Origin of the sequence: Roseovarius sp. SCSIO 43702 (assembly GCF_019599045.1) — a bacterium.
Lineage (GTDB): Bacteria > Pseudomonadota > Alphaproteobacteria > Rhodobacterales > Rhodobacteraceae > Roseovarius.
On record NZ_CP080623.1, the window covers coordinates 473,835 to 486,993 of the forward strand.

The 13,159-nt window shown below is 68.6% G+C and carries 12 protein-coding genes; 8 read left to right on the top strand and 4 right to left on the bottom strand.

Going from position 1 to position 13,159, the window contains the following annotated elements; translation table 11 throughout:
• Positions 1–33: 33 nt before the first annotated feature.
• Together K1T73_RS02135 and K1T73_RS02140 are read right to left on the bottom strand one after the other, a co-directional pair.
• Positions 34–687, bottom strand: a complete 654-nt coding sequence (locus K1T73_RS02135) for a ChrR family anti-sigma-E factor (RefSeq protein WP_220602358.1) — start codon at positions 685–687, stop codon at positions 34–36.
• A 10-nt stretch (positions 688–697) separates the two neighbouring features.
• Positions 698–1,267, bottom strand: a complete 570-nt coding sequence (locus K1T73_RS02140) for a sigma-70 family RNA polymerase sigma factor (RefSeq protein ID WP_409077740.1) — start codon at positions 1,265–1,267, stop codon at positions 698–700.
• Positions 1,268–1,472: 205 nt separating this feature from the next.
• Here K1T73_RS02140 and K1T73_RS02145 point away from each other — a divergent pair, with 205 nt between their 5' ends.
• The 6 genes from K1T73_RS02145 (at position 1,473) to K1T73_RS02170 (ending at position 6,410) form a co-directional block, all read left to right on the top strand.
• Positions 1,473–2,765, top strand: a complete 1,293-nt coding sequence (locus K1T73_RS02145; RefSeq protein WP_220602360.1) for an NAD(P)/FAD-dependent oxidoreductase — start codon at positions 1,473–1,475, stop codon at positions 2,763–2,765.
• Positions 2,762–3,517: a DUF1365 domain-containing protein gene (locus tag K1T73_RS02150; protein ID WP_220602361.1), complete on the top strand. Its 756-nt coding sequence runs from the start codon at positions 2,762–2,764 to the stop codon at positions 3,515–3,517. Before K1T73_RS02145 ends, K1T73_RS02150 begins: the two co-directional genes overlap by 4 nt.
• On the top strand, positions 3,514–4,731 hold the full coding sequence (locus K1T73_RS02155; RefSeq protein WP_220602362.1) for an MFS transporter: 1,218 nt from the start codon (positions 3,514–3,516) through the stop codon (positions 4,729–4,731). The genes K1T73_RS02150 and K1T73_RS02155 overlap by 4 nt, the downstream gene beginning before the upstream one ends.
• The gene (locus K1T73_RS02160) at positions 4,728–5,291 is read left to right on the top strand and encodes a DUF3833 family protein (protein ID WP_220602363.1); all 564 of its coding nucleotides are present in this window, start codon (positions 4,728–4,730) and stop codon (positions 5,289–5,291) included. Before K1T73_RS02155 ends, K1T73_RS02160 begins: the two co-directional genes overlap by 4 nt.
• Complete coding sequence (locus K1T73_RS02165) at positions 5,288–6,022, top strand: SDR family oxidoreductase (RefSeq protein ID WP_220602364.1); 735 nt, start codon at positions 5,288–5,290, stop codon at positions 6,020–6,022. The genes K1T73_RS02160 and K1T73_RS02165 overlap by 4 nt, the downstream gene beginning before the upstream one ends.
• Before the next feature lie 61 nt (positions 6,023–6,083).
• Positions 6,084–6,410, top strand: coding sequence for a DUF3775 domain-containing protein (locus tag K1T73_RS02170; protein ID WP_220602365.1), 327 nt, complete (start codon positions 6,084–6,086; stop codon positions 6,408–6,410).
• Positions 6,411–6,416: 6 nt separating this feature from the next.
• Here K1T73_RS02170 and K1T73_RS02175 read toward each other — a convergent pair whose 3' ends face one another.
• Together K1T73_RS02175 and K1T73_RS02180 are read right to left on the bottom strand one after the other, a co-directional pair.
• Positions 6,417–8,156 (bottom strand): hydantoinase B/oxoprolinase family protein, encoded by a 1,740-nt coding sequence (locus tag K1T73_RS02175; protein ID WP_220602366.1) that lies wholly within the window; start codon positions 8,154–8,156, stop codon positions 6,417–6,419.
• Positions 8,153–10,216, bottom strand: a complete 2,064-nt coding sequence (locus K1T73_RS02180; RefSeq protein ID WP_220602367.1) for a hydantoinase/oxoprolinase family protein — start codon at positions 10,214–10,216, stop codon at positions 8,153–8,155. The genes K1T73_RS02175 and K1T73_RS02180 overlap by 4 nt, the downstream gene beginning before the upstream one ends.
• Positions 10,217–10,352: 136 nt before the next feature.
• Here K1T73_RS02180 and K1T73_RS02185 point away from each other — a divergent pair, with 136 nt between their 5' ends.
• Complete coding sequence (locus K1T73_RS02185; protein ID WP_220602368.1) at positions 10,353–11,720, top strand: hypothetical protein; 1,368 nt, start codon at positions 10,353–10,355, stop codon at positions 11,718–11,720.
• 74 nt (positions 11,721–11,794) lie between these two features.
• Positions 11,795–13,081, top strand: coding sequence for an ABC transporter substrate-binding protein (locus K1T73_RS02190; RefSeq protein WP_220602369.1), 1,287 nt, complete (start codon positions 11,795–11,797; stop codon positions 13,079–13,081).
• Positions 13,082–13,159 lie beyond the last annotated feature (78 nt).

Here is a 13,159-nt window from a genome sequence, read left to right on the forward strand (position 1 = left end):
GCGATTGTCACGCGGGACGCGGCGTTAGCGCGCTCAGATCCGCAGGAAAGGCTGGGCGAGCCGGGGCAGGAGGCTGTTGAAGCGCAAGGGCGCGTCGGTGGCGGCAAGGCAGATGCAATCGGCCTCGATCCCGGCCACGGGCGTGTGATTGAGATCCTCGTCGGCGATCTCGACATCGCCCGCGGCGAAATGGTCCTCGTCATCCGAGAAGGAGCCCCTGAGCACGAGGGTCAGTTCCGTGCCACGATGGCCGTGATCCGGCACCGCCGCGCCCGCCGGAATGAACAGCAGCCGCGCGGTGGCCGAGCGGGAGGTGGGCAGGATCGCCTGTTTCACCCCCATCCCCACGGGGCGCCAGCGCACATCTTCCAGATCGCCGCCCACGTAGTCGCGAAGCGGGGCCGGAAGGTCGCCGCGCGAGGGGCGCGTCGGGGCCGGCGCGGCGCGCTCACCATCCGATCTGATCCGTGCCAGCGTGTCGGCAAGGCTCTTCTCCGACACTTCCCCCGGCTCGACCCGGTCGAGCAGCGCGCCGCCCACCGCGTCGAACGCGCCGAGCCGCGCGCGGCACTCGTCGCACATGGACACATGCGTCGCGACCACGAGCGAGAAGGCCTCGGGCAGCGTGCCGGCGGAATAGGCCATCAGCAGCGCGTCGGTAAGGTGGTGCTTGATCGTTTGGGTCATGGGTTTCTCGTCAATTCATGGCGTGGCGCAGGCGGTCGAGCGCGAGACGGATCCGCGACTTGATCGTGCCGAGCGGCAGGCCGGTCCTGTCGGCGATCTCGCTGTGCGACATGTCGCCGAAATAGGCCGCCTCGATCAGCGTGCGCTGCTTCGCGGGCAGCTCCGCGATGGCCTCGCTCAACGCGGCGCTTTCCTGTTGCAGGGCCACGGCGTCGGCCTGGTCGGTCTGCTCGGCCGGCCCCCAGTCAAGCTCTTCGGGTTCGGGGCGGCGGTCCTTGCGCGCGATGTCGATGCGGCGATTGCGGGCGATGGTGAAGATCCAGGTCGCCACGCTCGCACGGCGCGGATCGAACTGGTGCGCCTTGTGCCAGAGCGTCGCCATCACGTCCTGCGCACATTCCTCGGCCGTGGCCGCATCCGTTCCCTGCCGCATGAGAAACGCCTTCACGCGGGGGGCGAAATGCCCGAAAAGCGCGGCAAATGCCTCGGTGTCGTCATTGTCCCGGACGCGCTGCATGCAGACCACCCAGTGATCGTTTTCAACCTTGCGATCTGCCACCGCCGGACCCGTCTCCGCCATGTACCCGAAAAAGACCCGCGGCATCCGGCGGGCTGCGTCTGGTCGGGACGATGCCAAGACAGGGTTTGCAGTGTCAATCACATCTGTCTCTACGGCCCCCGGCGCGGATCGGATCATCCCGGTTCGGAAATTTAATTTTCATCCGGTCCGCCGGCGCGGGCGTATTTCAGGCCAGATCGACGGAACAGGACTGGATCAGCGGCATATGCCATTCGAACACTTGACAGGACAGCGGCGCAAGATCGCCGTGATCGGCGCAGGGATCTCCGGATTGGGCGCCGCCTATTTTCTCTCCGATGACCATGACGTGACGCTCTTCGAAGCCGAGCCGCGGCTTGGCGGCCATGCGCGCACCGTGATCGCGGGCAAGCGCGGCGATCAGCCGGTCGACACGGGGTTCATCGTCTTCAACTATGCCAATTACCCCGAGCTCGCCGCGCTGTTCGAGCGGCTCGACGTGCCCGTGGTGAAAAGCGACATGAGCTTCGGTGCCTCGATCGGGGGCGGCCGGTTCGAATACGGGCTTTCGGGCGCCGGGGCCTTCTTCGCGCAGAGGCGCAACGCGCTCGATCCACGGCATTGGACCATGCTGCGCGACATCTTCCGGTTCAACGCGCGCGCGCTCGAGACCGCGCGTGGCAGCGATCTGACCATCGGCGCGCTGCTCGAGGTGCTGGGCACCGGAGCATGGTTTCGTGACCGCTATCTCCTGCCGCTGACCGGCGCGATCTGGTCCACGCCCACCCGGCAGATCATGGAGTTTCCGGCACAGGCCATGCTTCAATTCATGGAGAACCATGCGCTGCTAAACTATGCCGGACAGCATCAGTGGTTTACCGTGCAGGACGGTTCGGCGAACTACGTGTCGCGGCTTGAACGGGCGCTCGTGGCGCGGGGCGCGCGCCTTCGTCCGGGCACCCCCGTCGAGGCCGTGCGCCGCGATCCGTTGGGGGCCTCGGTCAAGGCGCGGGGAGCGGAGTGGGACGCCTTCGACGAGGTGGTCTTCGCCACCCATTCCGACGATTCGCTGCGCCTTCTCGCGGATGCGGACGCGACCGAGCGCGCCGATCTGGGCGCGATCCGCTACCAGCCGAACGACGTGGTGCTTCACGCCGACCCCTCGGTCATGCCGCGGCGGCGCGCGGTCTGGTCCTCGTGGAACTACACCGAGGCCACGCCGCGCCGCGACGGGCAGATCGACCTCACCTACTGGATGAACCGGCTCCAGCCGATCCCCGAGGACGACCCGCTTTTCGTGACGCTGAACAGCGCGCGGCCGATCCGCGAGGATCTCGTCTACGACCAGGTGACGCTGCGCCATCCCGTCTTCGACACCGCCGCGCTGGCCGCGCAGGCGCGGATCGCGGCGCGCAACGGGGCACGCAACACCTGGTTCTGCGGCGCGTGGATGGGTCACGGATTCCACGAGGACGGCCTGTCGAGCGCGCTCGCAGTCAGGCGCGGACTGGCCGATCAGAGGGTCGGCGCTGCGGCATGACCGGTATCGACCATATCGCCGGCCACACCTGGCACGGCCGCAAGGGCGAGATCGAGAACCGCTTTCGCTACGGCGTCGACTACCTGCTTCTCGACGCCGAGGCGCCACCCGACCCGGTGGCGCTTTTCGGCCGGAACCGAGCCGCTTTCGCCTCGCTTCACGACAGCGATCACGGCGGGGTGCCGGGCGAGGGGCGCGGTGCGGCCTGGGTGCGCGACGTGCTGCGCGATGCCAATCTGCCCGCGCCCGACCGGATCGAGCTGCTGGCACAGCCGCGCATCCTTGGTCACGTGTTCAACCCGGTCTCGTTCTGGATCTGCCGCGACGGGGCCGGCGATGTGCGGGTCATCATCGCGGAGGTCACGAACACCTACGGCGATCGCCATTCCTACCTTTGTCACCGCGACGATCACGGCGCCATCACCGCCGCCGACCGTCTCGCGGCCGACAAGGTGCTGCATGTCTCGCCGTTCCAGCGGATCGAGGGCGGCTACGAGTTCCAGTTCGACATCCGCCCCGACCGGATCGGCATCCGCATCGACTTCACCGGCGGCAATGGCGGCGTGATCGCGACGCTGGTGGGGCCGCGCAAGCCGCTGACCACGCGCGGGCTTGTGTGGTCCGCACTGCGCCGGCCCTTCGGATCGCGCCGGGTGCTCGCGCTCATCCACTGGCAGGCGCTCAAGCTCTGGTGGAAGGGCGCGAAGTTCCGCGCACGTCCCGCGCCGCCCGCGGACGAGGTCAGCCGTTGACGCGCAAGGCGCGCCTGCCAGCCTATGCGATCTTCGCGGCCTTTCTCGCCTCGGCGGGCCTGCCGCTCTATATCCATGCGCCGAAGTTCTACGTGGACGAATACGGCGTGTCGCTCGCGGCGCTGGGTGCCATGCTCTTCGGGCTCAGGCTGCTCGACGTGGTGCAGGACCCGGCGCTGGGCTGGCTCGCCCGGCGGGTGCAGGACCGCCGCCGCCTGTCGGTCGCGCTCGGTGGGGCGGTGCTTGTCGCGGGGATGCTGGGCCTCTTCCTCGTGTCGCCGCCCATCGCGCCGCTCTGGTGGTTTGCGGCGATGCTCACGCTGGTCTTCTCGTCCTTCAGCTACCTGACCATCTGCTTCTATGCCGAAGGCGTGCGCGGCGCGATGGAGGGGGCGGGTTACCTTGCCGTGGCGCGCTGGCGCGAGACGGGCGCGCTCCTCGGGATATGCGCCGCGTCGGTCGCGCCGCTCGCGCTTGGCGGCTACGGTGCGTTCGCGCTTGCCTTCGCGGGGCTGGGCGCGGTGGCGGTGGTGGCCATGCGGCGCGAATGGCGCAAGGGCGGCGTGGGCGCGCAGGGCTTCGCCACGGTGCTGGCCGACCGCACGGCGCGGCGGCTCCTGCTGATCGCGCTGGTCAACGCGGCGCCGGTCGCCGTCAGCTCGACACTGTTCCTGTTCTACGTTGAAAGCGTGCTTCAGGCACAGGGATGGGAGGGGCCGCTCCTCTTGCTGTTCTTTCTCTGCGCCGCCGCCTCGGCCCCGGTCTGGGGCCGGCTCGCCGAACGGTGGGGCGCGAAACCGGTGCTGCTGGGCGCCATGACGCTTGCCATCGCGTCCTTCGCGGGGGCGGTGATGCTGGGGCCGGGAGACGCGTGGATCTTCGCGCTGATCTGCGTCGTCTCGGGGGTGGCGGTGGGCGCCGACCTCACGCTTCTGCCCGCCATGTTCGCGCACCGGATGGAAGCGGTCTCGCCCGGCGCCTCCGAGGCATTCGGGCTGTGGTCCTTCGTGTCGAAATTCACGCTTGCCGTCGCGGCGGTCACGCTTCTTCCGCTGCTTCAGGCCGGGGGGTTCGAGGCGGGGTCCGAGAACGATCCGCGCGCGCTCCGGCTCCTGGCGCTGGCCTATGGCGCGGTGCCCTGCGGGCTCAAGCTCGTGGCGATCGCGCTCCTGGCGGTGACGCAACTTGACGATAAAGCGGAGGTAATGGCATGACACCCGTGCTGTGGGTCATCCTGGGCGCGGCCGTTGTCGCCCTTCTCTCGGGTGGCGTGGCGATATTCACCGGCTTCCGATCCCAGAAACCGGGTTGCTACGCCGAGACTGTGCCCTACTTCGCCCTCCAGGATGTTCTGAAGGGCGACCTGGTCTGCGACGGAGTGATCTATGGGCCGCGCGGGCATGTGATATCGCGGTTCAACGCCGATATCACGATGCACTGGGACGGGAACCGGGGCCGTATGGTCGAGCGTTTCCGCTATGCCAGCGGCGCGGTGCAGGACCGTGAATGGTGGCTCGAGGTTGACGAGGACGGCGCCATCCGCGCGGATGCCGATGACCTTGTCGACGTGGGCCGCGGGCGCCAGTCGGGCGCCACGGTCGAGATGCGATATCGCATCCGCCTGCCCGACGAGGGTGGGGGACACGTGCTGAGCGTCCGGGACTGGATGTATCTCACCCCCGACGGGGTGGTCGTGAACCGAAGCCAGTTCCGCAAGTTCGGGTTCAAGGTGGCCGAGCTGGTCGCGACGATACGACGAACGGAGGCGACATGACCGAGTTCAACGGCAAGACTTACTGGCTCGTCGGAGCGAGTGCGGGTCTCGGGAAGGCGCTGGCCAAGGCGCTGGCGGAGGAGGGGGCGACGCTCATCCTGTCGGCGCGAAGCGAGGACAAGCTGCGCGAGCTGGCCGAGAGCCTGCCCACCGATACGAAGGTCGTGCCGCTCGACGTGACCGACACCGACACGATCGACGCCGCCATGCGGGAGGTGGGCGATTTCGACGGCCTCGTCTACCTCGCCGGTGTCTACTGGCCGATGTCCGCGCAGGAATGGCATGCCGGCCATGCCGAGGCGATGGCCGACGTCAACTTCGCCGGAGCGATCCGCGTGATGGGCCGCGTGGTGCCGCATATGCTGCGCCGCAACGAGGGGCATATCGTGCTCACCGGGTCCCTTTCGGGGTTCCGGGGCCTGCCGGGGGCCATCGGCTATTCGGCGACCAAGGCGGGGGTGATGACACTGGGCGAGAGCATGCAGGCCGACCTCTGGGACACGCCCATCGACGTGCAGATCGCCAACCCGGGCTTCATCCGCACACGCCTCACCGACAAGAACGACTTCGACATGCCGTTCCTCATGGATCCCGACGAGGCCGCGGCCGAGATCCTCAAGCTCATGCGCAGGCGCCGCGCCTATGTGCGGCACTTCCCGTGGCTCTTCTCGCTCCTTTTCCGCGCAAGCCGGTTCATGCCGCACTGGCTCTACCATCGGATATTTGCGTAAGATCAAGGACGCGCCCCGCCGGGCGCGCAATGATCATGTCCGACCGATGGAGGAAACGACGATGCTTGACATCAGCACACACAAGATCGCGCAGGTGGTCCTCATGTCGCGCGAACTGGGCCGGGCCGAGGGCGAGCTTCGCGCGTTTCTCGAACGCATGACAGAGGACGAGTTGACGAGCCTCGTGGCGCTCATGTGGATCGGTCGCGACAGTTTCGCGCCCGAGGAACTGTCCGAGGCGATCGAAACCGCACGCAACGAGGCGACGACGCCGACGGCGGATTACCTGCTTGGCACGCCGCACCTGTCGGACCACCTCGAAAACGGCGCCGATGCGCTGGGAATCTCGCTGGGCGATGACGAGGATGACCTGATCCGGGGTGGCTGAGCCGGGTCAGCCCGTCTTGCGCGCGCGCGCCGTCGCGGCATCGTCGATCTCGCCCGCATCGGTCAGGACGACACCGAAAAGCGCCTGCGCCTGGTCCCGCGTGTAGCGGCCCAGCGCCACGTCGCGCGCCACCGCCTGCGCGTCGCGCGTCATGGGATCGCCGTAGCCGCCGCCGCCGGGTGTGCGCACGTGCACCCGGTCGCCGGGGGCCAGCGGGATGTCCTGCGCCTTCGACAGGTGCGGCGGGGTATAGGGCTCGCCGCCGCGCCAGACCGTCACCTGGTTGACCGCTCCGTCGCCGCCACCCAGCGCGCCCTGCGGGCCGAACCGGCCGTGATCCATCACGAAGCTGGCCGTGGCCGTGCCGCGCCTCAGCTCGACCTCGTAGTCGAGGCCGAAGCCGCCACGATGCGCACCCGCGCCGCCCGATCCCTCGTGCAGGGCGTAGCGGTGGTAGAGCACCGGAAAGGCCTGCTCCATGATCTCGACCGGCGGCGCCTTGGAAATGCCGATGGTCGAGCATCCGTTCGACAGCCCGTCACCACCCGCGTAGCCGCCATATCCGCCCCCCGAAAGCTGGTACATCACGAAATCGCGGCCCCGGTCAGGGTCATGCCCGCCCAGCGCGAAATTGCCGCTCGTCCCGGCGGGCGCCGCGGTCACGCGGTCGGGCAGAACAGGGACCAACGCTGCGAAAACCGCCTCGGCGATGCGCTGGCTCACCTCGGCCGCGCAGCCCGAGACGGGGCGCGGATATTGCGCGTCGAGGAAGGTGCCTTCGATCCCCGTCACCACCAGCGGTTCGAATGCCCCCGCGCTGATCGGCACCTCGGGAAAGATGTGGCGCATGGCAAGGTAGACCGAGCTGAGCGTCGTCGCCCGCACCGAGTTCATCGGGCCGCGGCAGGGCGGGCTCGAGCCTGTGAAGTCGAAGACGAGGTCGCGGCCGTCGCGCGTGACCGAAAGGCGGATCGCGAGCGGCTCGTCCACCACGCCGTCACTGTCGATCCAGGCCGTGCTCTCGTGCCGTCCCTCGGGGATGTGCGCCACGAAGCTGCGCATCTGCTCGGCTGCGCGCGCACGCAGCTCGGCGATGGCCGCGCGGACCGTGTCGTCGCCGTAGCGGTCGAGCAGCAGGTCAAGCCGCTCGGCTCCGAGATCGAGCGCCGCGGCCTGCGCGCGCACGTCGCCGATGCGCTGGTCGGCCACGCGGATGTTGGAACAGATGATCGCATAGATCTCGGGGTCGAGCGTTCCCTCCTTGAAGAGCCGCACGGGCGGCAGGCGCAGACCCTCCTGCTCGACCGCCGTGGCCGACGCCGAGAAGCCCCCCGGCACCGCGCCGCCGGTGTCGGGCCAGTGGCCCGTGTTGCTGAGCCAGCAGAAGATCTCGCCGTTCCGCCAATAGGGTCGGGCAAAGCGCACGTCCATCAGGTGCGTGCCGCCCAGGTAGGGGTCGTTGACGATGTAGATGTCGCCCTCTTTTGGCGCCGCGACGCTGCCCTCCGCGATCATCTTGAGCAGGATTCGGGTCGAATATTGCATCGTGCCCACGAAAACCGGCAACCCGCCCGCGCCCTGCGCGACCAGCGCGCCGTCGGTCGCGTCGTAGATGCCGTCGGAGCGGTCATTCGCCTCGGCGATGACCGGCGAGAAGGCGGCGCGCGAGAAGGCGAGGTCCATCTCGTCGCAGACCTGTTGCAGACCCGCCTGAATGACCGACAAGGTGATCGGGTCGAGGGTCATGCGCCGCCTCCCGTCCCGATCGTCATCACGAGGTTGCCCTGCGCATCCCCGCGCGCCACGTCGGACGTGCCGACAAGGAGCGTCGTGTCCATCTGTTCCACGATCGCGGGTCCCTCGATAACCGCGTCGAGCGGCAGGTGATCGCGCCAGTAGACCGGCACCTCCCGCGTGTCGCCGTCAAGCCGCACGGCGCGCGTGCCGGTGCGGGCCTCGGCGATGGACGCCTTCCGCCCCGCCGGGTCGATCAGGCTGCCCAGGTCGAGGGCCGGGCGCGCACCGATGACCGAGGTGTTGACGTTCACCAGGTTGGCGCGCACCCGGTCGAGCCGCACGCGGAACCGGCGGAAATAGGCCTCCTCGAAAAGCCGCTGCAACGCGTCGAGCGAGATATCCGCGCTTTCCAGGTCGACCCGAAGCAGGTGGGTTTGCCCGACGAACTGCATGTCCACCGAATGCACATGCCGAAGCCCCGTGATCCCGATCCTTTCGCGCGCGATCATGCGCTCGCCCTGCACGGTCTGCGCGTCGAGGATATCGTGCAGCTCCGAGACGTCGAGCCGATCAAGCGGGCGGTTGACCGTGGTGACGAAATCGTGCCGCAGGTCGGCGACGACACAGCCGATGGCGTTGGTGATGCCCGGTCGGCTCGGCACGAGAACGCGCGGGATCCCGAGTTCGCGCGCCAGCGCGGCGGCGTGGAGCGGCCCCGCGCCACCGAAGGCGAACAGCGCGAAATCCCGGGGATCGGCCCCCAGGGAGAGCGAGACCATGCGGATCGCGCCCGCCATCGTGGTGTTGGCCAGCCGGATCACGGCCTCCGCCGCATCCGTGACCGAGACACCCAGAGGGCGCGCGAGGTCCTGCTCGAAAACAGTCTCTATATCGGCTAGGGACACGCCACCCCGCACGGCGAGCTTGGCGGGGTCGAGCCGCCCGAGAAGCAGGTTCGCGTCGGAAATCGTGGGCGCGATCCCGCCCCGGCCATAGCAGATCGGCCCCGGATCGGCGCCCGCGCTTTCGGGACCGACCTGCAGGAGACCCGCGGCATTCACCCGCGCGATCGACCCGCCGCCCGCGCCCACGGTGCGCACATCGACCATGGGCACGTGAATGGGCATCGCGTATTCGATCTCGATCTCGTTCGAGACCGCGGGTTCGGCGCCGCGCACCATGGCGACGTCGGTCGAGGTGCCGCCCATGTCATAGGTGATGAGGTTGGGCATTCCCGCCGCGCGCCCGGTGTAGGCCGCGGCCATTACCCCCGAGGCCGGTCCGCTCATCACCGTCTTGGCGGCCTCGTCGGCCACGGTCCGCGCCGATACCATCCCGCCATTGCCATTCATGACCAGAACGTCGCCGCGATAGCCGCCCTTCGCCAACTCTCCGGTCAGGCGCGAGATGTAGCGCGCGAGGATGGGCTGCACCGAGGCGTTGACTGCGGCCGTCACCCCGCGCTCGTATTCGCGCGCCTCGCTGAGGATCGCGTGGCCGAGCGTGACGTGATCGTTGGGCCAGAGCGCGCGCAGGATCGCGCCGGCCCGCAATTCATGCGCGGGGTTGGCATAGGCGTGCAGGAAATGAACGACGACCGACTCGCAGCCCTTGTCGAGGAGCGTCTGCGCGGCCTCGGCCACGGCGCTCTCGTCGAGCGGCGTGACGACGTGGCCCGCGGCGTCCATCCGTTCGGGCACCTCGAGCCGCAGGTCGCGGGGGATGAGCGGGGTGAACTGTCCCGTCATCCCGTAGGCCCGCGGCCGGGTGCGGCGACCCAGCTCCAGCACGTCGCGAAACCCGTGCGTGGTGATGAGGCCCGTGCGGCTCAGCTTGCGTTCGAGCACCGCGTTGGTGGTCGTGGTGGTTCCGTGGACGACAAGGTCGAGCGTCGAGAGGTCCGATCCCGCCTCGTCCAGGGCGGCAAGGACGCCGAAGGCCTGGTTGTCGAGGGTCGAGGGCACCTTGGAGAGCTTCACGCGGCGCGTCACCGGGTCGAGCTCGACAAGGTCGGTGAACGTGCCGCCCACGTCGATCCCGGCTATCCGCCCGCTTGCTGGCTCCGTCATGTGCGCCCGTCCCGTCCCGCGTCGCTCCGAGTTTCGCCAGACCCGCGCCTTTGTCAACGCGCGCCTCGCTTTGCCTTTGCGCGCGCCTGCCGCATAGTGGGGCGACATTCGGGGCCGCAAGAGGGGCAATGACGCGATGGGGGGAAAGGGGGCAGCGGCGCTCGTGCTGACGCTCTGGGCCGGCGCGGTCCGGGCACACGCGTCGGAGCAGGGCTTCGTCCTGCTTTTGCCCACCGACATCTATATCGGCGCGGGCGTGCTCAGCGTGGCGCTCACGCTGCTGCTGCTGGCCGTGCTGCCCGAGGGGCTGAGCCACGCGCTTTTTCGACCGCTCGGTCTCTGGCCGCGACCGCGGCCGCGCGTCGGGCACGTCACGAGCCTTGCCACCGCCGCCGTGCTGGTCTGGCTGGTGCTGACGGGACTTTCGGGGTCGCGCGATCCGCTGGTCAATCCGCTGCCGCTCACGATCTGGGTGGTGTGGTGGATCACGCTCGTCTCGGTGCAGGGGCTTTTCGGGAATGTCTGGCGCTGGCTCGACCCGTGGGTCGGTCCCGCCGCCCTGATGGCGGCGATGACGGGGGAGCGCGCGCCGCTGCGCTATCCCCGCCGTCTTGGCCATCTGCCCGCGCTCGCCGGGTTCCTGGCGTTCGGCGCCTTCCTGCTGGCCGATCCCGCGCCCGCCGATCCCGCGCGGCTTGCCTGGGTGGTCGGGGCCTACTGGCTGGCCAATCTCGGGGCGTTGATGCTTTTCGGACCCGCATGGCTCGTCCGGGCCGAGTTCGTGACCGTGCTGATGCGCGCCTACGGGCGGATGGCTCTTTTCGGCCGCACGCGGGGCCGCGTGGCCGTGGGCCTGCCCGGCTGGCAGGTCCTCCGCGCGGCCCGGCCCGTGCCCTTGGGCCTCGCGCTCTTCATACTGCTCCTTCTGGGTGCCGGAAGCTTCGACGGGCTCAACGAGACCTTCTGGTGGCTGGGGATGATCGACGTGAACCCGCTCGAGTTTCCCGGGCGTTCGGCGGTGATGCGCTCGACGCTGGCGGGGCTTCTGGTGTCGAACCTGGGTCTCGTCGCCGTCTTCGCGGTGACGCTCTGGCTCGGGCTTCGCATCGCGGGTGGCGGAGTGCCGCTTGGCCGGGCGCTGCGGGTCTTCGCACCGTCGATCCTGCCCATCGCGCTGGCCTACCACATCGCGCATTACCTCACGAGCTTCCTTGTCGACGGGCAGTATGTCCTTTCGCTCGTGTCCCGTGCGCTGGGTGGCGAGGGGCTGCGCGTGACGGCGGGGTTTCTCAACACGCCGGGGCCGGTGAAGATGATCTGGCTCACCCAGGCGGGAGTCGTCGTGGCGGGCCACGTCATCGCGATCCTGATCGCCCACGCCCTTGCGCTCGGGCTTCTGGGCGGCACGCGCCGCGCGGTACTGAGCCAGCTTCCGCTGGCGCTTTTCATGGTGGGCTACACCTTCTTCGGCCTCTGGCTCCTGGCCAGCCCGCGCGGGATGTGACGCGCCAAAAGACTCGACAAGCGGCCCGTTGCCTCGCAGGATCATGGCCAGACACGCAGCGGGGAGGCAGCACCATGACCAAGGACATCAAGGGGATCACGCGCCGCGGGGCGCTCGGGACGCTGGCCGCAGGGGCGGGTGCCGCCGCGTTGCCGATGTGGGCGCGCTATGCGCAGGCGCAGACCTCCGAGCCGATCCGCATCGGGTTCCAGGTGCATCGCACCGGCATCGGCGCGGCCTACGGGCGCTGGTACGGCCGCACGACCGAGGCGGCGGTGAAGCTCATCAACGACGGTGGCGGGATCAACGGCCGCATGGTCGAGATCGTGGCCGAGGATGACGGCACCGACCCCAAGCGGGGCGCCGAGGTGGTCGAGAAATTCGCCAACCAGCACAAGTGCGACGTCGGATACGGCACGCTTTTCTCGCATGTCGTCATCGGCTCCGCGCCGCGTGCGGGCGAGCTGAAGCTGCCCTATTTCGTGGTGTCCGAGGGGCATCACGTCGCCAGCGGCATGCTCAATCGCTACACGCTTCAGCCCGGCATCACCGACGTGAAGAGCCAGGTTCAGGCGATGGCGCCCTATGTGGCCGGGAACCTGGGCAAGAAGGTCACGATGATCTTTCCCGATTTCGCCTTCGGCCACGATCACCGCGATTTCTTCACCGAGGCGATCGAGGCGCAGGGTGGCGAGGTGCTGGCCCATATCGCGATCCCGCCGGCCGAGACCTCGTTCACCAAGTATTTCCCCAAGATACCGCGCGATACCGAAGTGCTCTATCACGTCATGGTCGGGCCCGCGGTGCTGACATTCGTGAAGGAGCTTGGGGAATTCTTCGGTCCGCAACGCCCCGAGATGTTCGGCTTCATCGACAGTCTCGAGGCGGTCGACCTCGCGAGTCCCGGCCTCGAATATCTGGAGGGCACCTACATGTGGGAGGGCAACCCGCGCCACGCGCAGGCCGATCAGTCAGAGCATGACAAGTTCTACCGCGAGGCGGTGGGCGTCGACGAACGCGGCGCCTCGGTCTCGGACCCCACCGATGTCTCGACCTATGCCCACATGTTCGGCTGCTGGGAAACGCTCCACGTCATCAAGGCCGGGATGGAGGCCGCCGACTACCAGGGGCCCGATGATCGTGCCGCGCTGATCGAGGCGGTCGAGGCGATGACCGACATGCCCGAAAGCCGCGAGCATCCGCAAGGCGCCAAGCGCTTCAACGGGAAGACCCACCAGGTCTTCGGCCACCAGTATATCAGCCGCGTGGGCGAAGGCGGCACGCTCGAGAAGGTGCATACCACGTCGATCGAGGATACGCTCTATCCCGACGAGGTGGACTACACGACCCAGAGCTTCTGAGACGTGGCCGCGTCGCGAACCGGTGCTCCACGGCAGGACGCGAGGCGCTTGATGTGCGGTCGTCCTCTCGGGCACCCC

Bases quoted from the DNA above. Each gene is read 5' to 3' on its own strand.
- K1T73_RS02135 (WP_220602358.1), bottom strand. From the start codon at position 687: ATGACCCAAACGATCAAGCACCACCTTACCGACGCGCTGCTGATGGCC.
- K1T73_RS02140 (WP_409077740.1), bottom strand. From the start codon at position 1,267: ATGGCGGAGACGGGTCCGGCGGTGGCAGATCGCAAGGTTGAAAACGAT.
- K1T73_RS02145 (WP_220602360.1), top strand. From the start codon at position 1,473: ATGCCATTCGAACACTTGACAGGACAGCGGCGCAAGATCGCCGTGATC.
- K1T73_RS02150 (WP_220602361.1), top strand. From the start codon at position 2,762: ATGACCGGTATCGACCATATCGCCGGCCACACCTGGCACGGCCGCAAG.
- K1T73_RS02160 (WP_220602363.1), top strand. From the start codon at position 4,728: ATGACACCCGTGCTGTGGGTCATCCTGGGCGCGGCCGTTGTCGCCCTT.
- K1T73_RS02165 (WP_220602364.1), top strand. From the start codon at position 5,288: ATGACCGAGTTCAACGGCAAGACTTACTGGCTCGTCGGAGCGAGTGCG.
- K1T73_RS02170 (WP_220602365.1), top strand. From the start codon at position 6,084: ATGCTTGACATCAGCACACACAAGATCGCGCAGGTGGTCCTCATGTCG.
- K1T73_RS02175 (WP_220602366.1), bottom strand. From the start codon at position 8,156: ATGACCCTCGACCCGATCACCTTGTCGGTCATTCAGGCGGGTCTGCAA.
- K1T73_RS02180 (WP_220602367.1), bottom strand. From the start codon at position 10,216: ATGACGGAGCCAGCAAGCGGGCGGATAGCCGGGATCGACGTGGGCGGC.
- K1T73_RS02185 (WP_220602368.1), top strand. From the start codon at position 10,353: ATGGGGGGAAAGGGGGCAGCGGCGCTCGTGCTGACGCTCTGGGCCGGC.
- K1T73_RS02190 (WP_220602369.1), top strand. From the start codon at position 11,795: ATGACCAAGGACATCAAGGGGATCACGCGCCGCGGGGCGCTCGGGACG.